The sequence below is a fragment of the Clostridioides sp. ES-S-0054-01 genome, from assembly GCA_021561035.1.
Lineage (GTDB): Bacteria > Bacillota > Clostridia > Peptostreptococcales > Peptostreptococcaceae > Clostridioides.
This window is the reverse complement of sequence record CP067346.1, coordinates 285,470-308,620: the sequence shown is the minus strand read 5'-3', so window position 1 is coordinate 308,620 and position 23,151 is coordinate 285,470. Positions and strand designations below refer to the sequence as shown.

The 23,151-nt window shown below is 27.0% G+C and carries 22 protein-coding genes; all 22 read right to left on the bottom strand.

Features of this window, described 5'->3' with window-relative positions; genetic code table 11:
• Positions 1 to 2: 2 nt before the first annotated feature.
• The 22 genes from JJC02_01775 to JJC02_01670 all read right to left on the bottom strand — a co-directional run bounded on the left by JJC02_01775 (position 3) and on the right by JJC02_01670 (position 23,140).
• A complete protein-coding gene (locus tag JJC02_01775) occupies positions 3 to 1,328 on the bottom strand; it encodes a glycosyltransferase (GenBank protein UDN54953.1) in 1,326 nt (441 codons plus the stop codon).
• Positions 1,321 to 2,346, bottom strand: coding sequence for a radical SAM protein (locus tag JJC02_01770; GenBank protein ID UDN54952.1), 1,026 nt, complete (start codon positions 2,344 to 2,346; stop codon positions 1,321 to 1,323). Before JJC02_01770 ends, JJC02_01775 begins: the two co-directional genes overlap by 8 nt.
• Positions 2,347 to 2,362: 16 nt before the next feature.
• Positions 2,363 to 3,547, bottom strand: a complete 1,185-nt coding sequence (locus tag JJC02_01765) for an FkbM family methyltransferase (GenBank protein UDN54951.1) — start codon at positions 3,545 to 3,547, stop codon at positions 2,363 to 2,365.
• A 16-nt stretch (positions 3,548 to 3,563) separates the two neighbouring features.
• Positions 3,564 to 4,679, bottom strand: a complete 1,116-nt coding sequence (locus JJC02_01760; protein UDN54950.1) for an FkbM family methyltransferase — start codon at positions 4,677 to 4,679, stop codon at positions 3,564 to 3,566.
• 87 nt (positions 4,680 to 4,766) lie between these two features.
• Positions 4,767 to 7,226 (bottom strand): glycosyltransferase, encoded by a 2,460-nt coding sequence (locus tag JJC02_01755; protein UDN54949.1) that lies wholly within the window; start codon positions 7,224 to 7,226, stop codon positions 4,767 to 4,769.
• A 27-nt stretch (positions 7,227 to 7,253) separates the two neighbouring features.
• Positions 7,254 to 7,400 (bottom strand): hypothetical protein, encoded by a 147-nt coding sequence (locus JJC02_01750; protein ID UDN54948.1) that lies wholly within the window; start codon positions 7,398 to 7,400, stop codon positions 7,254 to 7,256.
• A 308-nt stretch (positions 7,401 to 7,708) separates the two neighbouring features.
• Positions 7,709 to 9,847, bottom strand: a complete 2,139-nt coding sequence (locus JJC02_01745; protein UDN54947.1) for a glycosyltransferase — start codon at positions 9,845 to 9,847, stop codon at positions 7,709 to 7,711.
• A gap of 83 nt (positions 9,848 to 9,930) precedes the next feature.
• Complete coding sequence (locus tag JJC02_01740; protein UDN54946.1) at positions 9,931 to 10,803, bottom strand: flagellin; 873 nt, start codon at positions 10,801 to 10,803, stop codon at positions 9,931 to 9,933.
• Positions 10,804 to 10,904: 101 nt separating this feature from the next.
• Positions 10,905 to 11,240: a flagellar protein FliT gene (locus tag JJC02_01735; protein ID UDN54945.1), complete on the bottom strand. Its 336-nt coding sequence runs from the start codon at positions 11,238 to 11,240 to the stop codon at positions 10,905 to 10,907.
• Between the two features lie 2 nt (positions 11,241 to 11,242).
• A complete protein-coding gene (fliD, locus tag JJC02_01730; protein ID UDN54944.1) occupies positions 11,243 to 12,766 on the bottom strand; it encodes a flagellar filament capping protein FliD in 1,524 nt (507 codons plus the stop codon).
• A gap of 27 nt (positions 12,767 to 12,793) precedes the next feature.
• Positions 12,794 to 13,144, bottom strand: coding sequence for a flagellar export chaperone FliS (gene fliS, locus JJC02_01725; GenBank protein UDN54943.1), 351 nt, complete (start codon positions 13,142 to 13,144; stop codon positions 12,794 to 12,796).
• Entirely contained in the window at positions 13,144 to 13,539 is a 396-nt protein-coding gene (gene fliS / locus JJC02_01720; protein UDN54942.1) for a flagellar export chaperone FliS, read from the bottom strand. The genes fliS (JJC02_01725) and fliS (JJC02_01720) overlap by 1 nt, the downstream gene beginning before the upstream one ends.
• A 20-nt stretch (positions 13,540 to 13,559) precedes the next feature.
• Positions 13,560 to 13,772 carry a carbon storage regulator CsrA gene (gene csrA / locus JJC02_01715; protein UDN54941.1) on the bottom strand — a complete coding sequence of 71 codons (213 nt, stop codon included), beginning with the start codon at positions 13,770 to 13,772 and terminating at the stop codon, positions 13,560 to 13,562.
• A complete protein-coding gene (locus JJC02_01710) occupies positions 13,766 to 14,158 on the bottom strand; it encodes a flagellar assembly protein FliW (GenBank protein UDN54940.1) in 393 nt (130 codons plus the stop codon). Before JJC02_01710 ends, csrA begins: the two co-directional genes overlap by 7 nt.
• Before the next feature lie 15 nt (positions 14,159 to 14,173).
• On the bottom strand, positions 14,174 to 15,106 hold the full coding sequence (gene flgL / locus JJC02_01705; protein ID UDN54939.1) for a flagellar hook-associated protein FlgL: 933 nt from the start codon (positions 15,104 to 15,106) through the stop codon (positions 14,174 to 14,176).
• 18 nt (positions 15,107 to 15,124) lie between these two features.
• On the bottom strand, positions 15,125 to 16,435 hold the full coding sequence (gene flgK / locus JJC02_01700; GenBank protein UDN54938.1) for a flagellar hook-associated protein FlgK: 1,311 nt from the start codon (positions 16,433 to 16,435) through the stop codon (positions 15,125 to 15,127).
• Between the two features lie 17 nt (positions 16,436 to 16,452).
• Complete coding sequence (locus JJC02_01695) at positions 16,453 to 16,869, bottom strand: flagellar protein FlgN (GenBank protein ID UDN54937.1); 417 nt, start codon at positions 16,867 to 16,869, stop codon at positions 16,453 to 16,455.
• A 4-nt stretch (positions 16,870 to 16,873) separates the two neighbouring features.
• A complete protein-coding gene (gene flgM, locus JJC02_01690; GenBank protein ID UDN54936.1) occupies positions 16,874 to 17,149 on the bottom strand; it encodes a flagellar biosynthesis anti-sigma factor FlgM in 276 nt (91 codons plus the stop codon).
• A 146-nt stretch (positions 17,150 to 17,295) separates the two neighbouring features.
• Positions 17,296 to 17,610, bottom strand: a complete 315-nt coding sequence (locus tag JJC02_01685; GenBank protein UDN54935.1) for a FliM/FliN family flagellar motor switch protein — start codon at positions 17,608 to 17,610, stop codon at positions 17,296 to 17,298.
• A 23-nt stretch (positions 17,611 to 17,633) separates the two neighbouring features.
• The gene (locus JJC02_01680; GenBank protein UDN54934.1) at positions 17,634 to 18,062 is read right to left on the bottom strand and encodes a YaaR family protein; all 429 of its coding nucleotides are present in this window, start codon (positions 18,060 to 18,062) and stop codon (positions 17,634 to 17,636) included.
• An 8-nt stretch (positions 18,063 to 18,070) separates the two neighbouring features.
• Positions 18,071 to 18,739, bottom strand: a complete 669-nt coding sequence (locus tag JJC02_01675; GenBank protein UDN54933.1) for a transglycosylase SLT domain-containing protein — start codon at positions 18,737 to 18,739, stop codon at positions 18,071 to 18,073.
• 594 nt (positions 18,740 to 19,333) lie between these two features.
• Positions 19,334 to 23,140, bottom strand: coding sequence for a phosphoribosylformylglycinamidine synthase (locus JJC02_01670; GenBank protein ID UDN54932.1), 3,807 nt, complete (start codon positions 23,138 to 23,140; stop codon positions 19,334 to 19,336).
• Between the last annotated feature and the right edge of the window lie 11 nt (positions 23,141 to 23,151).

Below are 23,151 nucleotides of genomic sequence, written 5' to 3'. Positions count from 1 at the left end.
CTTCATACAAGTTTACTTAAACAAATAATTTTATCTACAAACTTATTCAAATAGTTTAAATATCTATCATTTGGATAATATTTAATAAATTGTCTTATAGAACTTTTATTTTTTTCTTTTAAAATATACATCTCCTCTTCTATTTCTTTTATATAATCATTTAAATTTTCATACCCATAAAATAGTCTTTTCTTATCTCCTAAACATGATAAGAACCACTCATATGGATATTTACCAAAAACATCATTAAAGCTATATTTTCTTTTAGAATTTTTCATAACTTCATCATATACACAATTTAATTTATTTACTGTATTATCTACGCTAAATTCATTTTGAACATATCTTTTGGCATTTTCTCCAAGTCTTTTTCTTTCGCTAGGATTTTCAAAAATATATTTTACAGAATTTTTATACTCATCTAAATTATTTACTAATATGCCAGTCTCCATATTTTTTATTAGATATTTTTCAGCACATTGATTTAATGAAATTACGGGTAAACCCATATACATTGCTTCTAATAATACGTTTTCTGTAGTTCCAAAATGATTTTTATTTAATAAGTATGAAAATATATCAAATTTAGACATTTCTTCTGCAACATTATCAGTATAATTTTTAAATTCAATTTTTTTATATACTTTTAATTTAGATATATTTTTCCTAATTTCACTAACATATTCACTATCACCAATCATTATAAATTTGGAAACATCAACATCTATACTATTATAATAATTAGCAAATTTCGGATTTAATTTACTATAATTTAGAGTTCCTATATATCCAATATTAAATCCATCATGTTTACTTTTTTCTATGTTATTAAAGTCATCAAATCCTCCAGAACTGTTTATAACTGTCGTATTTTTTCTTGCATATTTTTTTTCAGTTTCAGACCATTGAGGATTTTCATAAGAATACTCAGATGTAAATATAAATTTATCAGGTATTTTTATAAATTCAAAAGGTATATTAGGATAATTACAACCTGATATATGACTCCAAATTACTAACCGTGTATCAATATTAGGAAAATTATTTAAAAAACCTGCAAATTTAGGATGATGCCACCATTCTAATTGAACTATATCAGATTTTTTTATTTCATTTGATATTATAGATAATCTATCTGAAACAATTACTTCAATACCCTTTTCAATACATATATTCAAAAAACTTTTTTTTTGTGGCTCTTCTAATAGAATTATTTTATGTTTATAAATATTTCCTTTAGTGTTAGTGGCAGAATATTTACAAACATTTGCTAAAACTTTTCCAACACCACCCCCTAAATGCGTTGTTATATGCAAAATATTATACATTTAAATTCTCCAGTTTAAACTTATATGATGTTTTCTCCAGATTTAAAAGTATTTCTTCAGAATAGTCATCTATATTATCTGCCATTCCATATTTTAATTGACCACAATTTTTACATATAGAATAATTATCTATATTTCCCTTTAAATGGGCTTTTCTAATATTAAAAACTTCTTCACTATTCCAAATTTTGAAAAAAGAATCTTTATTTACATCGCCTAATATATTTGAATGTTTCCAATCTAAAAAACAAGAACTAACACTACCATCAGAATTTATTGTTAAAGAATAAAATATATATGGGCAGATATGGATATTATCTATTTTATTACCATATATACCATACTCAAAATCTTCCTTAGAATTGTCTATTTCTAAATCTGGCCATATTGGTGTAACTTTGTCAATTGATATTTCATCACAAATATCCCCAAATATATCATAAAACTTTTTTTCATTTAATCCTGATACATTAGTATCTGTTGTTTTTATATGTACTCTACAATTTTCTTTATTTTTATATAAATTTTTTATATTTTTTACATACTCATCAAAATCTATTTTTATTCCAGACGTTTCATAATATTGTTTTTCATTAATTCCTTGTACAGATATGATAATAGCATCTAATCCTGAGTCTATTAGTTCTTTATTTTTCCCAATACTTAATAATGAACCATTTGTTGTAAAATCTACTTTTTCACATACATCATTTTTCTTTGCATAATATATCATTTTAGGTAGATTTTTATTAAGTAAAGGCTCTCCTTCTTTATATAATCTTAAAACTTTTAACTTATCTGGAAATAATTTTAAATCACTTATAATTTTTTCAAATAATTCATATTCCATTATTTTATGAAATGTTTTGCTTTTATCTCTATTAAAACAAAATTTACACTTAAAATTGCAAGCTGCTGAAGGATCTAAAAAAATATGAAATGGAGTTTCTAGTGGAATCACATCTTGTAAAGCTGTTCTATTTTCTGTTCTGATTCTTGAAACTTTTTTTGCTTTCATTTTATAAACTTCTCCTTTACTTTTTTCTTTCATTAGGGATAGCATATAATACACTTTGTGTACCACAGTATCCATGTAATCTAAAATAAAACGAATAGTCATTTAAGTTATTTATTAATAAATCTGGAATTTTATATACACCATCACTATTATGATATGTTGTAATTACTAGTATTGGTCTCATTTTACATATTATTTCCATGCTCCCTTTTAAAACATCTAGTTCCATTCCTTCTACATGTACTTTTATAAATGTAGGATCCAAATTTATTAGAAATTCATCTAAGTTAACAATCTCAACTTCCTCTTGAAAATTTTCACTTGCTAGATTAACAAATTTACTTGCTAATCCTAGATTATTTCTCAATAATCCAATATACTTTGTTTCTCCAACTCCATATTTAAAAATGTTTATTTTATTATTATAAATAGTATTAAGGTCTCTAGTTATTTCTTGTAAATTTTGATAACTTTCTAAATTTGGTTCAAAAGCAATTATCTTATTAAATTTGCCATTTACTTTTTCTATAAATTGACTCAATGTATTTCCCGTATAAGCTCCACAATCTATGTAAACTTCATTTTCATTCAAAACACTCATAATTTCATCTATAAAAAACTTATTTTCTGTATTTATATCTAAATTCTTAAATTTGATTTCTTTCTTACAGATTCGCCAACATAACCATTGTATATAATATAATTTTGACTCGATATCTTCAAATTTGTTATAAATTTTTGATATTTTCTTCTTTTCTACTTCTGATAAGTCTTCTAAAATCCATCCATTACTAACTCCCACTTTATCTTTTAGCATTTCTGTAATGTCATAAAAGTGACAGATATTCTTACATCCTATTTCTTCTAAATATTCTTTAATTTCATTATATTGAATCTTGACAATACATATAGCAAATATACTATTTTCCTTATCTTCTCTACTCAGATAATCTGGATTAATAATATTTATTCCATTTATTTTCTTTCCATGTAAATCAATATTTTTATCAACAATATATCTTGGTGTAATATTTATGCTACTTAATACTTCACTTGCCATATTGCCTAAATTCCCTGCCCCATATAATATAATCTCACTTTTATTTAAGGTATGTTCTAAATCATTATTATAATGCTTATGATTTAACAATTCATTAACTATTAAATCTATATTATTCAAATTTTCTAAAATATCTAACATATAAATACTCCTCTTATTATTTGTCTATCCAACAATATAAAACAGTCTCTACTAACGTTGGTGCATGTTGTCTGATAGCAATTTTATATTCAGGGACTATTTTTTTCAAATATGTAATTATTTCAAGAATATCATCTGGTTTGTGGTAAACACTTATAGCTAATTTAGGTTTATATTGTTTTATTATATATTCACCTCCCTTTAACATTTCTAATTCATAACCTTCTATATCTGCTTTTATAAAGTTTACTTCTCCTTTATCCAAATATTTATCTAAACTATAAACATCTACTATTTCATCTACCATTTTATCTACTTTATTGGAACTTGCTTGTAAAAAATTATTACTAGATGGTACGTCTTCATTTATATGATATTGTACTTTATTGTTAAACTCTCCTAATCCAGCATTTATACATTCAATTTTGTTATTTTCTAATCCCCACTCTTGAATTAATCTTTCTACTCTAAATTTCATTGCTTTAAATTGTCTCTCTCCTGGCTCAAATGCATATATCTTTTTAAATTGACCAATATTACTCCAAATAAACTGTTCAATAGTATCTCCAACAAAAGCACCTGCATCTACAAAAATATCACTTACATTATTAGTAAATATTGGTAATGAATAAAATGCATCCTTTTCCATAATTTCTTGACAATATTTAGTATCACCAGTAGCCATGCACTTCATTATATTTTTATATGTTTTTTTTGATTTTATATCTTCCAAATATTCTTCATATATTTTTTTATATTCTTCATATCTATCTCCTAAAATAAAATTATCAAATGAAATAGAATATAAATCCATATCTTCAAGCTGCTTTTTTATTTCTTTTACGCAATGTCTAGCTGTAATAAAAATAACTTTTTCTTTTATTTCATATAGTTTATTTGGAGAGATTACTAAGATTTCATCAACATATTTTCCTTGTTTATTTACATCATTATCACAATAGTAAGATACAGAAATACCTTTACTTTTTAAATATTTAAAAACCATGTTACCATAAAACCCAGTACCAAATAAAACAATGTTTTTACTACATAAATAATTCATATTTATATTTAAATCAATAAATTTTATCCATTCTGTTGAAAATTCTTCACCTTTTAGTATTTTATTCATAAATAATACCTCCATTTGTTTATATATTTTCTTAATTCATTATTAAAACTCAATTATAATAGAATATAAAATATCTAACTAATCTATTTATTGCAGAACCTGCTTAGATTTTTTTAACTCCATTACATAGTTATTTATATACATCTGACTAAAATTTTCTTCTTGTATTTTAAACTTTTCTAAAACCGAATCTATCAGCTCCATACCTTCTTTTTCAATATAATGCATTTCTGCTTTTATATTTTTTATACATAAATCTATGTCTTTTAATTTATTATTTAAGATGTTCAAATCCATAGCTTGTATATTTTGTTTTTCAAAATCAAGTTCAATATTTAAAATATGTAATAGCGACTTTATATCATAATTATTTTTTAACTTTAAGATTATACTTCCGTTTTCATCAATAAATTTACTTAATGAAGATAATAATTTATATGGATCTTTATATAAATTCAATTCTCTCCCAACTATAACATAATCAAATTTTTTATTTTCGTAATATTCATCAATATATTCTACTCTATCAACTATTACATCATCACATATAGTTTTTAAATCTATCCAATATTTAGCTTCCTGAGAAAATGCAGATAGTTTAGTTTTGAAAATATTACCTTCTCTTAACTTGTTCTTTACTTCTAATATAGGAGTTCCACAAAGAGTATCTATACCTAAAACATTATATATTTTGTTATCTAATTTATCAGCTTCTATAAATGAGATCATAGTTGGTTCATAATTTGAAGCATCTTCTGTGCTTATTCCATAGTATTTATCTTCAAAAAAGTTTTTGCCTTTGTATATTCCATTGAATTCAACTTCTATACCTTTATCTGATTCTCCACCTCTATGACTTATAAATGTATCTTTACAAAGTATTGCTTTATAACCTGCTCTTCTTACTCTAAATGTTAAATCATCATCTGTATAATGATGAATAAATCCATAGTCTACATAACCCATAATATCTAAACATTCTTTTCTAAATAAAGTTCCTAATGTAATTAATCTTAGCCTTTCATGCCACTTAGTTGGATCTGATATGTTATACTTTTCTGCTTTTTTTTGCATATCTTCTAAATTATCATATTTTAAATCAATTGATTGTAAATTGCTCACAAAATCTAATACTGGATTAACCATTCCTATTCTAATATCAGATTCAGCACATTTTAACATATTTGAAAGCCAATTTTTTGTAACTAATATATCATTTGCAATAGCAACTAAATATTTTCCCATAGCTTCTTTAAATATAAGTGGACCTGAATATGCTGCACCAAGATTTTTAGTTATTCTTATTATTTTTTTATTTGAATGTTTTATTGATTTAAAATATTCATATGTTCCATCACTTGATCCATTATCAACTAGTATTAGTTCATAATTTATATCTTCTGTGTATCTTAAAATACTTTCAATACATCCTTTGGTATATTTCTCTAAATTGTTATATGCCAAAACATAAATACTTACTAATGGATACTCTTCTGTCATTAGTTTACTTAAAGTATTTCTTCCTTCATATATATTTTCTGGGTAATTTGGTGTATCCTTATAAAAAGTATCTTCTATAAGTGTAGTTCCATATTTATTTTTATATATTAAATTTTCATTCTTATAGTAGTTATCAAATTCTAATTCTCTTTTCTTATATATATCCTCAAGTATATTAAAAAGCTGTGCTTGTTCATCTTCATCTACACTCTTCATTATCTGCTTGTACATATCTATAGATTTATCAAAATCTTTATTTTTTTCATATGCATATGCTAAATTATAATATATATCTAAATTTTCTTCTTTTAGTAATATTACTGCTTGTTCCAAATTCCTTATAGCTATTTCATACTCTTCCATTTGTATAGCTAAAATAGATTTTAAATTAATAAAATCTACATTTCTATAAAATCTACTGTCATAAAAACAAACAGCATTTAAAGCTTCTTCTAGATTATTAGAAATTAAATACTCCTCTATACTATTCATTATTTTATTTGGAGTTCCATAATACCTTAAAAACATATTCTCAAAATTATCAATCTTGCTTTCTTCACCAAGCTCGGTTAACTTTTCAATAAAATATGTAGGAGAATCTTTGTCTATACTATTTATTACTCTTCTAACATCATTTGATATAGCAATATGAGCATCACTGTATTTTATATATTTTATATCAGCATATTGTCCTGATTTATCATATATAAGTGATATAATTGAAGGTTTATCTTCCTCTAAGTGCATTATAGCTAACCTACAAATTAAACTTTGTAATGCTGTTCCAGTAGCAAGTATAATATCTGGTATCCCTAAAATATCAACTAATTTTGTATATTCTAAAGCTTTCTCAAATTCACCAAGTCTATCTGAAGAAAAAAAATGACATTCTTGAAAGTTCTTTGACCATTCTAGATATTTTATTTCAGATTCCAAGAATATACGAGTTTTATGACCTCTACTTGTTAGAATTTTACTTAGAACAGCTATATTTTCTTCCAACTTACCAATATGTTCTACATATGATAGAACTATATCTATAATCATATTATTTACACCTACTTTTATTATTAATTAAGTATCCAAGGTTAATCTCATTCTCTCTATAACTTTTTCAATAGAAAAATCATCCACTGATTTTGTAGCATTTAATTTTAAACGCTCCAATTCATAAGCAGATAGTTTTGATATAATTTCTATCTTTCCCTTAAATGAATCCACATTTCGTAAATCTGCTAAATATCCATTATATCCACCTTTGCCTCCATATAGTATTTATAACTTAATTAATTTAACTACCTCAAAGTACTGTAATCTTATACTACTTTTATCTTAAATATAGTTATTTATTATATTTCATACAGTATGAGATATTACTTAATAAGCATAACTATATTTTAATAATTCATATACTCCATAATATTTTACTTTATAAGGAGTCTATGATTAAGCAATAACTTATTACATCTTTCAACTTACATAGGCCTTGATAGTATACTAAAGGTATCTTACTTTTATCATTAAAAAATCTATTTATAGTTTAAGTTGAGTTCTCTAAGATATTTAATGTTAAATATGATGTCCTCATTATCTAGGCTTAGTGAATATGCTTTTTTAAACATAAAATCTGCCTCTTCATAATTGCCTTCCATCATATTAATTATTCCATTCATATTTAAAATTTCAGACTCCTCATCAAAAAGTTCTAAATACTCACCAATCATAGATTTTGCATTTTTTATATCTCCACAATTTATTATATTTTCTATATTTATAAGAAAATCTTTTTTTAAAACATTAAATTCTTTTGTTGTGTTGAGCTCCTTTTCAAAATCTTTTATAAGTAATTCAATTATTTTATTACAGTATGGATATTCATATAATAACTGTTTCAAATCTCCTATGTAACTTATTTTATTATCATTTTTTATATCTTGTAAAATTTTTAGTTTTAAAACAAATCTTTCAACATCTCCATTTATATATTTTATTATCTCATAATTATTAAAGTTAGTGTATATATTTTTTATATATTGATAAGAATACATCATATAAATATAAAATAGTTCTTTATATTTCTTTTCATCTAAAATATTATTTTCTAAAACGACCTTTACAAATACTCTATATACTTTTATTTTATTAATATCAAAAGTATTTGGTTGTTTTAGTACATATTTATATAATTTCAATATGAAACGTTTATCATAATTAACACTATATTGCATATATCTCTCTATCCAAACATAGTCCATATTATAAAATATATCTAACAAATTTATATCATTTTCATGAGCTATAATTATAAGTGGAGCATAAATAAATGTATTCTCACTCTCAAGTATGTTTTTGCATTCATCTAAAGATAGATTCCTATCTAACCTTATTTTGTTAAATCTCCCATAGTTTCCATCCATTGAGCACAAAATTTTATATATACTATTTTTTTCACATTCTCGAATATTTTGTATAAATATTTCTATACTTTCATAAAAGTATTTTTTTTCTACTGGAGATATTGGTAAATCATTATAGTAATCAAGAATATTTTCAAATATATCAAGCTTATATAGGGACATAAAAAGACTAAAGTACACATCTTTCATTTTCTTTTTATCCTCAATATTTTTAAACTCTTTTATTACTAAATCATATTTTTCTAACTTATAATAAATTTTTATTAATGTAATAGTTGCAATATCTTTAAAACTTACTGCATCAGTATCTGAAAATAAACTATTTGCTTGAGTACTTACTTCATAATTATCAACTAAATAAATAAATCTTTTATATGAATCTATACTATTTTCATATTTCCCTAAACTAACTTCTGCTTGTGCCAAATAATAATATATATCAATATTATTCATATCTTTATTTATATACTTTAAACATAATTTCTCACACTTTTTATGTTTTCCTAAATATAAATATATTTTTGCTAAACTAGTAAGCACATATCCTGGAACAAAGTCATAACTTTTATACAAATTGTTACTTCTTTCCAAATAAAATAGTGCATCATGATATTTTTCTAATATAATAAAATTCTTTCCAAGTTGATAATTAACATATGGATTATCTTTATCTTCTTCTAACTGTTGTAATAGAAGTTCTTCGTTTCTTTTAACTTTTTGTATCCTAAATTCTTCATCTTCAAATATATATCCATAGTGGTCAAACTCTGCAATATTATGAAATACAGGATCTTTATATAATGGTTGTTCATGAACTCTACCTACAAATTTAAAGTTGTCATTTCTAAATAACCTTAATACAGAAGAATAGCCATAAGAGCTTTTTTCTAAAGAATAGATATTTTTTAACTGTATTGATGCTGACTTAAATTTCTTACACAAATCACTATTAAAAAATTCTATCATTTTGGTACAATCTGTTAATACTTCATCAGCATCTAGTATAAATACCCATTGGCCTTTAGAATATGAAATCGCCTTATTTCTCATACTAGAAAAATCATTATCCCATTTATGAAAATAAACTTTCTCAGTATGTTCTTTGGCTATCTTAACAGTATTATCAGTTGACCCAGTATCCATTATTATAAGTTCACTATCTATGGAATCTCTTAGTTGTTTTAATGCTTCTAATGTTTTATTTAACATTTTTTCTTCATTTTTTACCATCATTACTATACTTAATAACATAAATTTTTCCTTCCAATGCATATTTATTAGAAAAATTAAAGAGTAAAGCAATGCTTTACTCTTCATAATATTAATAATAAGATTTATCCTAATAATTGTAAAACTCCTTGTGGTTGTTGATTAGCTTGAGCAAGCATTGATTGTGATGCTTGAACTAATATATTCATTTTAGATAAGTTAACCATTTCTGAAGCAACATCTGTATCTCTTATTCTTGATTCAGCTGCTGTAACATTCTCTAGAGTATTATTTAAGTTATTTTGTGTTGATTCTAATCTATTTTGTTGCGCTCCTAATTTTGCTCTTGATGAGTTTAATGACTTAAGAGCTGCGTCTAAGCTAGATACCATATCTTTAGATGCATTTGTTCCAGAAGCTCCATCTGCATTCATCTTTCCTATTGAATCACTAGTTATCCCAGCTGCACTCATTATACCTGAAGTATTTACTAACTCGATTGTTATCTCATTGTTATTATTAGATGTACCTGAAACATTAGTTCCATAGTTTGCTCCAACTTGTAATCTTATTGATGAAGAAGATCCGTCAAGCAGTTGCTTTCCATTGAACTCTATTGAACTTGATATTCTTTCAATTTCGTCTTTTAACTGCTTTAACTCATCAGCTATCTTTTCTCTTTCTTCTGCCTTATTAACTTCATTTGCAGCTTGTAATGATAAAGTTCTCATTCTTTGTAATATGTTTCCAGTCTCTTCTAATGCACCCTCTGCTGTTTGTACAACAGATATACCATCTTGAACGTTTCTCCCCGCTTGGTCTAAACCTTTTATTTGAGCTCTCATTTTCTCAGATATTGCAAGTCCAGCAGCATCATCAGCAGCTCTCTTAATTCTAACACCAGAAGATAACTTTTCCATAGACTTACTTTGTCCACTTACGTTTCTTCCCATTTGGTTATTTGCTATCAAAGCACTTACATTTGTATTAACTCTCATTATTTTACCCTCCTTAGTATAGTTGACATCCTTGTCATTTCTACTCTTAACTTTTTATATTACTTGTTCATTTATATTATCGGACAAGTTAATCTATAACTTTATACTTTTTTACTAAAAAGATTTACTTTTTCTCTATTTAAACTATAATACATTGTATTTACCTGTTTAGTAAGCTTGTATTCATGTAATTCTTTTTTTACTTCTGATAATTGCTCCTGTAAAGCATCCTTTATTTTATCATCAATTTCAATTAGTTCCATACTATTATAAAGATGTATAAATTCATTTCTATCAAATTCACTTATACTATTTATAATATTTTGTCTTTCATTTAAACGATTACTTATATTTTTATATTCTTCTTTTTCAATCAAATTTATAATTTTTAAAGATATATCTTTATATAAATTTATTTTTTCTTCTAATTTGTCCATAATTAATTACCTTGTGCTTGTGAGAAGTAGCTCATTTGTGAAGAATACTGATTCAATAAAGACTCCAAAGCTGAATATTTAGCATAAAGTCTTTTTTCCTTATCATTCATCTTTTCAACTAGCCTACTTATGTTTTTTTCTTGTTCTGCAATTTGTTCTGAATATACATTTTTAGTAGCAGAAGCAGTATTTTCTATGCCTGATTTTTTAGCAAGTTTAGAGGTTGAATACACAGAATACTCAGATACAATATCTTTTAATTTTTCAAACATTCCCTTATCATCATGATTTGAAGAATATCCAGCTAAAGCTTTATATACCTTGTCGCTATCATCTATAAGGGCATTTGAAAAAGTATCTTTATCAAATGATATTTGCCCTTTTTTATTATAATTCTTAGATTCATTAATACCCATTTTTCTTAAAGCAAGAATAGTATCTGCATCTCCAAAGAACATAGATTGTATATCTTCAACAAAAGCTCTTAATTCATCATCATTTCTAAGTATACCCTCTTTAGCCTTCTTTTCCCATTTTTCTATTTCTTCAGTTGTCATATCTTCTTTTTGCTCATCTGTAAGAGGTGGATAATCTTTTGGCTTTTTGGTAGTGACTAGTCCATATACCTTATCCATTAATGCATTATAATCATCTACAAATGCCTTCATATTTTTAGTAGCTTCTTCAGTGTCAGTAACAGAAACTAATTTAGCACTTCCTTTTGAATTTACATTATAATCAATGTTGTCTATACTAAATGAATTATGTTCTTGGCTTATGTGTATTACTCTTCCATATTCATCAGTTACATCAGCTTCTAAATTTTTTCCCTGCACTACTGCAGATTTCTTTCCACTAGCATCAGTCGCAAAGGTAATACCATTATCATTAGCAATTTGATCAGCTAACTTATCATTTCCTACTACCTCCAGATCAATGTTTGATGATGAACCAGTCTGTTTTCTTGAAATAATCAATTCACCTGTCATTTCACTATAAGAAGCTTTTATATCATTATCTGCACAAAGTGAATTTATTTTGCTTACGATAGTGCTTGTAGTATCCTGTTCAGATATTGGTATATTTACACCACCTATATTTAGAGAACTAGCTCCACTAGCATTTGGAGGAAATTGTTGAACAACAGGATCACTTGAATTCAATTTAATAGTCACTTTTGCTGGTTCAGCCATTTGAGAGACTGCAAATTGATAATTTATTTTTTCTGCACCAGCTGAACCTTTTGCTACTATAATACTTTCATCAGAACTAGTTATGCTTGTAGCAGAGTATACTTTTTTGCTTGTTATACTATTAGGAGAATCTACATTTAAATACTTATCATAAAGATTCTTTGACTCTTTTATAATATCTCTATATATTTCTTGCTTCCATTTAACTATTTGTTGATCTTGTTTCGCTTTATTAACTTTTTCCTTATCTCGTGTCATACTAGCTTCTATTATACCTTCCATATCAAAATTTCCTGAAAGGCCTGTAACTCTTATTGGACTTATACTTGACATATATTTATCCCCCCATCATGATTATATTTATAGTTTATTATATACTTCATGCCATGTATCTCTTATTTGTTCTACTATTGGCAATATATCATCAATCACTTTAATATCTTTATTTACATCAGCCCTTACTAATTCATGTTTTATGAACTCATAAACTTTATACATGTCCTTTGCCCATTGTCCTACATTTTGGTCTAATGTAGCCATTAATTCTGCAAATATGTTTTGAACTCTAACAAGTTCATTATGTGCTTTTAAATAGTCCTTATTTAAAAGTGCAACTTTTGATACATTAATATATTTGACTGTACCATCGACAAGCATCAATAGTAATTCTTCTTTTGATAACCCATTTAATTCAGTTAAATTTAACTCCATTATTTATACCTACTTCTTTCTTCTTTACTCTTTTTATCAGCTTCGTGCCATGTATCTTTAATCTGCTCTATTACAGGTAATACATTATCTATTATTTGTATATCCTTTCTGATATTTGCTTTTGAAAGTTCATATCTTACAAAATCATAAACTCTATACATATCTTTCGCCCATTGTCCTGCATTTTGGTCTAATGTAACCATTAGTTCTGTAAATATATCTTGAACTCTTATAAGCTCTCTATGTGCTCTTCGTGTATTTTTATCTATAATGGCTCCTCTGGCTATTTTTGTGTATTTTACTGCCCCATCAACAAGCATAAGCAACAGCTGTTCTTTTGACGCCATAAAAACAGCATTTTGCTTATAAGAATTATAAGGATTCTCTCCATACATATATTGCTTCCTCCAAGTGTTTATTTTAAATATTTTAAAATTTTTATATTTTTATTTGTAGCTTTTATATTTTCATTTTTTACTTTTTCATATATTTCTTTTCTTAATATGCTTATATTATTAGGAGCAGATATGGCTAACTTTATGTTATTTCCATCTACTCCTACAACTTTTACTTCTATATTTTCTCCTATAAGTACTGCTTCATCTTTTTTTCTTGAAATTACTAGCATCCACTATCACCTCTCAATAATGGATGCCATATTGAATATTCCTCATCCTGTAAAATTATTTGCATTCCACAATTATTTCTTACATTTATTACTATAGGAGCTTTCATGTTCACAGTTGATTCTTCAAGTGTTTTCCCAATAGTGATTATATTAAGTAACATAATATCATTTGGAGATTTTACTTCAAGTTTTTCTATTGTTTCTTGATTTAAGACTATTTCATACTCCTTAATAATTTCAAATGGTGATACAACAATAAATCCTATACCATCTTCTTCAGTAGAATTAAATTCTTTTAAAATGTCGTTATCTTCTATATCTAAAAGCTCGTATTCTCTTAAGTTTTCAAACCCTAGTATTCCTTTTTTTAATGTAACCTTCATCATATCTGCGTTATTTTACTATATGTAATCTAATATAGATACATTAAATAACTTTCCTCCTGTTTGTAGTGAGGCTTGATAAGTTAATTCCGCAGCCTTTAATTGAACAAGTTTTTCTCCATAATCTATCTCTTCATTTTGTGACAGAACATCTTTTAACTGTATCAAACTTTCATCATTTTTTTCCTTCATAGCATCTACTGTATTAGCTTTTGTACCATATATAGACCTAACATTTACTGTATTATCTATTAGATTCTCCATGTCACCTAAGCAAGTTGTTGTCAACTCTTTTATAGCTGCATCATCTGGATTTGCTAGTTTTTTTGATATATTATTTAGTTTTTCAAACGGGTCAGTTTTTGTTGGGTCAAATCCAAGACTACTCAGCTTAACATTATAATCTACTCTTATTCCTTGAGCTACATCCATACTCAAAGAATCATTTAGTTTATTAAGATTTAGGCTAGAATTAAACTTCAAACTTACTGAGCCATCAGCATTCTCTATACACTCAACAGGTGGTGTACCTGTATCTGAACCTGAAAATATGTACTTACCTTCATGTGTTGCATTTAAAGCATTTGCTATTTCTTTCATTTTTCCATTGATTGAATTGCTAATAGTTTTTATTTCGTCATCTGAATATGAACCATTACCACTTGATACCAGCCCCTTCTTTATATCTGCTAATAAATTACCAAGCTGGTCTAATGAAGTATCAGTCGCTTCTAACCAATCTGCTGTATCTTTACAATTTTCGATATAAGTTTCCATAGTTTTTATTTCACTTTTTGAATTCAATATCTTTATTGCCTTATATGGATTATCAGATAGCTTATTTATCTCTTTCGTTGTGATAACTTGTTTATTAACCTTGTCTAATCTTTGTAAATTATCTTGTAATGAATTTAGATAATTACTAGACATCATACCTGTACTAACTCTCATTATGAATTCCCCCTTTTATTAGATTATCCCATTTATTACAACATCCAATAACTGTACTGCTGTTGACATAACTTTTGCACTAGCTTGATAAGAGCGTTGTACTTTTATGAGTTCTGTCATTTCTTCATCTAAAGATACACCTGAAACACTCATTCGTGAGTTATCAATATTATTCATAATTTTACGTTGATTCAATTCATCTTGATTAACTTTTTGAGAATCTAAACCTACTGATTCTGCAAAAGCTTTATAGTGGTCACTTATTGTGCTTACTTTTCCACCAACTGCCCCAATATCTATTTTTTCATCCTTTAACTTAGCAATCTTTGAAGCTTCTTCAGTAGTAAGCTTCAATTCATTTGGGTTACTTTTTATCGCTGGATTTACTTTTATGATATCTTCACCATCTACATTTGAAGTTATAAAAAAATCTTTTACAGTTATTCCAGCAGATGTATTATAAACATCATTTATCTGTTTAGCTAATCCATCAGATACATCTTTTAAGTCACTTTTATATGTATCAATTTTACCATGCATTTCAAATAAACCTTGTAAAGTTCCTGATACACCTGTTTTCCAGGTTCCATCTGCATTTTTCAATTCATTAAGTTCTAATTTACCATCTGCAAGCATATTTTTAACGTCACTATTTTCAAGGTCTAGCTTAAAACTCAAATCATCTAAAATTCTATCTCTTTCATCAAGCAAATCATTTGGCATAGAGCCAGAACCAGATATAATATCAATAGATTTGTTTAAATCTTCAAGACTCTTTAACATGTCATTTATTTGTTTTATCTCAGTGTCTATATTAGAATCTATCTCTCCTTTTAACTTATCAAGCTTCTTATAACTTTCGCTTATTAAAGTTGCTAAATTCGATGCATTTTCTACCACTAGACTTTTTTTACTGTCACTATTTACATCCTTTGATAATGACTCCCATCCTTTAAAAAAATCATCTATACCTGCAGATATTCCATATTCTGATGGTTCATTTAGTATAGTTTCTATAGTATTATAATAATCATATTTTGAAACTGTATTCCCATATTTATGAGCTTCTGCTCTAAATTGGTAATCATAAAAACTATTTCTAGCTCTTGTTACATCTGTTACATGTACTCCAGTACCTAATTGTCCTCTTGAAATTGAATTACTCAAACTAGGCATATACATTGGACTGTTTGTAGCAAATTCAGTCCTTTGCCTAGAATAACCATCTGTATCTAGATTACTTATATTATGAGTAATTGTCTGTATTGCTTTTTGATGTGAATTCATTCCTGAATTAGCTGTATTTAAAATGGAAAATAATCCTGCCATATTTCTCCTCCCAATATCTATTTTCTAATGTTTCCATAAGAATTATAAGTTGTAGTTTGTTTATCAACTGGTTTTATGAAATTAATCATTTTTTTCGTAAAAATAAGTTCTTTCTTTATTAAAGAGTCATTTGATTCTTGTTGATTCCTAGCTAAAGCAATAATGTGCTTTAAGTCTATATATATTTCTTTTAAATATTCATCATTACTATTTTCAACAACTTCACTCATTGAAACATCATCTCCAAAAAGTTGTCTTCTCTTTATTTCTATAGATGCAAGTTCTCTACTAATATCTTCTAATTTCGGGTTCAACCTATTTAAGTTTTCCAAGTCTTTTTCAATTATATAATCAAATTGTTCTTTTAGTAATTCCATCATATTACTAAGTATCTTTTTTTCTTCATATATTATGACTTTTAAGTCTGTAATCATGACTTTATCCTCGCATCTCCTCTATCATTTTTTTAGCAATTTCTTCTGGCTTTATTTTGTAAGTTCCACTTTCCAATGCGCTTTTTATTTCTTCTATTTTTTTATTTCTAGTCGCTTCATCATTCATATTTGATACGCTTGCCATTTCCTTTGCAAATTTAGATAGTTCTATCTTGTCCGTTTTACCAGTTTTTTGAACTTGTTGCACCTTCTTTGTATCTGATTTATTCTTTAAATAATTATTTATTACAATATTTGAACTTACACTTTTAATATCCATAGCTTCACCTCCAAAATCACATCCCTATATTTTAGTTATCGCTCAAAAAAGAAAAATATTTATACAATCCAAATAGATTTTAGATTTTTTATAAAAATCCCCTTAGTTAAACTAATATAGAATAACCTAAGGGGATTTTTTTATTATTAATTTATGTCTGAATCTTCTATTTTAGATAATCTTACAGATAACTTTTCATTTGTAATAATACTTTCTCCATAAGCAAATAATCTATCATTTGCATATATATCTAATTTTTCATCTACATTCTTATTTAATTTTATTATAGAACCTTCTTTTAAATCTAATATATTTTTTATTGTTTCTGTTGTGTTTCCTATAGAAACGGCCACATTTACTTTTGCATTAAAAACATTTTGATTTTCCTCTATAACCCCAGTCTTTTCTTCTATTAATTGACCAAAATTCAATTCATATATATCTTCTTTTTTGCTATTCATAAAACTTTTCTCCTCGTGTAATTTCACCTATACATATCTATCAATAAGCCTTGTATCATATCAACAGTAGAAACAATATCTATATTTTCTTTTTCTTCACTAAGTAACTTACTAGTCATATCCTCAAGTTTATTATCAATAACCTTTACATTCTTATAATATTGATGTTCCCAAAAACTACCATTTTTATCAAGTGAATACATATTATCCACAACAGATTTTAGGTATTCTTTTACTGCATTTTTATACCTACTAATATCACCATAATTTTGTGTAAGTACAAGCCTTTCCCCAGCTTTTTTTACACTTTCTAAATTCCTTTTTATATCTTCTAGTGAAGAAGATTGTTTTACAAAGTTCAAGCTATCAGAGAATTTATTATTTTCCTTTGTTTTTTTAACTTCGATACTTCTACTTGGACTTATATTTAGCTTGTCTATGTTTATACCCATAATAAATCCTACCCTCTATAATATTTCATGACTTTAGGAATATAATTTTGTGTCTCTTTCGGCATTTTATACAAGTCAGAAATTGATTCTACTCCTCTGCTTCTCATTCTACCAGGTCCACCATTATATGCCATCAATCCCATTTCTATGCTACCTCCAAACATATCTATATATTCCTTAATATGTCTAGTTCCAGCATCTATGTTTTGTTCTATGTTAAAAGGGTCTGTTACTCCCAAATCTCTGCAATTTTCTGGCATAAGTTGCATAAGACCCTTAGCACCAGCAGAAGATACAGTGTTTGGATTAAAATCCGACTCAACTTTAATTATTGCTTTTATAAGATTTGCATCCACATTATATTTCTTTGATGCTTGCTCTACAGCATTTTCAATTCTTGACTTTACACTTTTATCTTTTGTATCAACTTCAATAAATTTACCAACTGCATTATTTGCCACACTATCAAGTTCATTAAATAATTTTTCAGAATTAGATGATAAATTATACCCATTAGAAGTTTGTTGATTATTCTGTGATAATGCTTTTAACAAAGTCATCATAATCATATCAAATCCAGATGAATTATTATATCCACAGTTACACTGATTTGTGGTATTACTACCAGATAGTTGTGTCAATGCCAGTATATTAATTAGTGAACTTATTTCGTTCAATATAAAACTCCCCCTTTCTAAATTTTATAGACTTAAAAGCTAAACTCATAAAATTCAAATTCCTTGAGTTCCTATAATATTTATTTTACAAATAATCATAATTTATTATTAGCCTAGTTACATAGTATTCATTTTCTTAACCTAAACCTATTAGCTTAAACAAAACATATGTAAAGACTATACTACACAAAATCCTCCTCCTCCTAGTTTTATATAAAATTTATTAAGTCCTTAAATTTAATTTAATCATACTATCATTATCGGATAAACAAAAGAAATATTTATATTTTACATAATATCTTATTTTATTTTCTATAGGTAATATATTCCACCAACATATAAACGTTCTTTTCCCAATTGACCATTAGACCCTGTTATTAATATTTTCATTAATTGTATTTCCCTCCAATAAATATTCAATTTCTCTTAACAATTAATTATAACATAGCTTATATTTCAACTTGAGTAGAATATATTATTCTTATATAAATAAAAAAGAGATGTAATATTAAATGCTTATCATAATATTATTACACCTCTCTAAGTTTAAATATCCAAAATATAAATTGTAATTACCAATTAAATATAAAAACCTTATCTAAAATACTTAACTCCAGATTCAAATATTTTTTGGTCTTTTTCACCTATGATATTCTTATACACTGCCTCACCAATTCTCTCAGAATGTCCCATTTTACCAAATACTCTACCATCAGCACTAGTTATACCTTCAACAGCATAGAATGAACCATTTGGATTAAATTCAATATCATAAGTAGCTTCATTATTAAAATCAACGTATTGAGTTGCTACTTGTCCATTAGCAATTAATTCTCTCATAACCTCTTCACTAGCAACAAACTTACCTTCTCCATGAGAAACTGCTATATTGTGAATATCACCAACATTAGTTTGAGCCAACCAAGGAGATTTATTAGAAGAAATTCTAGTTCTAGCAATCTTAGCTTGATGACGACCAATATTGTTGTAAGTAAGTGTTGGTGCATTTTCACTTTGAACTCTTATTTCTCCATAAGGAACTAATCCTAATTTGATTAGTACTTGGAATCCATTACAAATACCTAGCATTAAACCATCTTTTTTAGTTAAAAACTCATTTATAGCTTCTTGTACTCTAGGATTTCTAAATACAGTAGCTATAAATTTCCCAGAACCATCTGGCTCATCACCTGCACTAAATCCACCTGGTAACATTATTATTTGAGAAGATTTTATTTCATTTACTATTGTATCTATAGAATCTTCTATATCTTTATAAGTTAAATTCTTAAATACTCTTATATTTGCATTAGCTCCTGCTCTTTCAAATGCTCTTGCAGAGTCATATTCACAGTTTGTTCCAGGGAATGCTGGTATAAATACTCTTGGAGTAGCTATACTTAATGATGATTTTTTAGCCTCTCCTTGTGATATATAACTTATAGTTTCTATCTTTGATTTTACTTCTTCTGCTTTAGTTGGGAATATAGGCTCTAAAGTACTACAATGTGCTTTATATAATTCATCTAATGAAATTTCTTCACCTTTGATGAATAGACTAGCTTCTTTAACTGTACTTCCAAGCACGATGTAATTATATCCATCTAGTACACTTAAATCATCATTTGCTAATTCAAGTATTATATTTCCATAACTAGCTTCAAATAATTTACCATCTGTAAATGCTTTTTCAGCTTCTTCACTAAACTTAAATCCTATTTTATTACCAAAAGCCATTTTACTTATTGCTTCACCCACACCTGCAAATCCTAATGCATATGTTGATAAAACTTTATTTCCATGTATAAGTTCTCTTACTTTATCTAAGTTTTTCTTTAACTCTTCAAAGTCTATAACATCATTTTCTGATTTATTTACACATAACATTACTATTTTTGAGTCTGCTTTTTTAAATTCTGGAGATACTACTTTCTTAGCGTCTACTGTATCAACAGCAAATGAAACTAATGTTGGTGGAACTTCAATATCTTTAAATGTACCAGACATGCTGTCTTTTCCACCTATAGCAGGTATCTCAAATTTACTTTGTGCATAAAATGCCCCTAAAAGTGCTGAGAATGGTTTACCCCATTTTTCTGGATTGTTACCAAGTTTCTCAAAATACTCTTGGAATGTAAGTCTTGTTGTACTGTAATTTCCTCCAATAGCAACTAATTTACAAACAGATTCTACTACTGCATATAAAGCACCATGGAATGGGCTCCATTTTCCTACCTTTGGATTGTATCCATAAGTCATGATTGTAGAAGTATTAGTTTCTCCACCAAGTACTGGTATCTTAGCAACCATACCTTGAGTTGGAGTAGCTTGGTACTTTCCACCAAATGGCATAAGCACTGTATTACCACCAATTGTATTATCAAACATATCAACTAATCCTTTTTGAGAACAAACATTGAGGTCAGACAATACTTTTGTAAATTTATCTTTCATACTTGCACACTTAACGTCTTTTACTATTTCATTAGAGCTAAAAAATGTGTTTTCTTCATCTACTTTAGTAACATGGACATCAGTAGTTTGTTTTACTCCATTTGTATCCAAAAACTCTCTATTTATATCTACAATTGCTTTTCCATTCCAGAACATTCTTAAATATCCTGTATCTGTTACTGTAGCTACATGTGTAGCTTCTAAGTTTTCTTCTACTGCTAATTGTATAAATTTATCTTTATCTTCTTTTTTTATAGCTACTGCCATACGCTCTTGTGACTCTGAAATTGCAAGTTCAGTTCCATCAAGTCCATCGTATTTTTTAGGAACTAAATCTAAGTTTATATCTAAGCTATCAGCAATCTCTCCTATAGCAACACAAACTCCGCCTGCTCCAAAATCATTACATCTTTTTATCATTTGAGCAACTTCTTTATTTCTAAAGAATCTTTGTATTTTTCTTTCATTAGGAGCATCTCCTTTTTGAACTTCTGCACTACAAGTTAAGATTGATTCTTCACTATGTTCTTTAGATGAACCAGTTGCTCCTCCACAACCATCTCTTCCTGTTTTTCCTCCAAGAAGAACTATTACATCTCCTGCTTCAGGTCTTTCTCTTACTACATTTTCTTTTGGTGCTGCTGCTATAACTGCACCTATTTCCATCCTCTTTGCAACAAAGTTTTCATCATATACTTCTGCAACTTGTCCAGTTGTAAGACCTATTTGGTTGCCATATGAACTATAACCATGAGCAGCTTCTGTAGTTATTTTTCTCTGCATAAGTTTTCCAGGCAAAGTATTCTCCAAAGTTGTTCTTGGGTCAGCACTTCCTGTAACACGCATTGCTTGATAAACATAACTTCTTCCTGATAATGGGTCTCTTATAGCTCCACCTAAACAAGTAGCTGCCCCACCAAATGGTTCTATTTCAGTTGGATGGTTGTGAGTTTCATTTTTAAACATTACTAAATATTTTTCTATCTTACCATCAACTTCAACATCTACATTTATACTACATGCATTTATTTCTTCACTTTCATCTAGGTCATTTAATTTTCCATTTTTCTTTAATTCTTTTACTGCAACAGTGGCTATATCCATTAAACATATATCTTTATGTTTGTTTACATATACATTGTCTCTTGAGTTAAGATACATTTGATACGCTTCTTTTACGATATCATTAAACTTACCATCTTCTATTTTTACATTTTCTATTTCAGTCATAAAAGTAGTGTGTCTACAATGATCAGACCAATAAGTATCTAGAACTTTTATTTCTGTTATAGTTGGATTTCTCTTTTCTGTATCTTTAAAGTATTTTTGAACGTGTTGTAAATCTCCTAAAGTCATTGCCAACCCTTTTTCACTTACAAACGTTCTTAATCCATCTTCATCTAAATCTATAAATCCATCTAATACTTCAACTGTTGTTGGTATTTCAGTTTCCATTTTTAACGTTTCTGGCTTTTCTAAAGATGCTTCTCTACTATCTACTGGATTTATACAGTAATCTTTTATTTTAGAAAACTCTTCATCAGTTATTTTACCTGATAATATATAAACTTTTGCTGTATTAATAGCAGGTCTTATCCCTTGATTTACTATTTGGACACATTGAGCTGCCCAATCACCTCTTTGGTCATATTGACCAGGAAGAAATTCTATTGCAAATACTCTTTCGCCATTTAACTCTGGTATTTCTTCATAATATACTACATCTAGATTTGGTTCAGAAAATATTGTCTTTGCTGCATTTTCATAAACTTCTTCTGATATTCCTTCTACATCATATCTATTTAATATTCTTAAATTTTCTATATTATCTATGTGTAAACTTTCCATCAAGTCTTTTTTTAAAGCTTTAGCCTCAAGGTCAAAACCTTCTCTTTTTTCAACTAGTACTCTTCTAACCATTGAGTCTTTATTTTCAGTATTCAACATACCTTATCCTC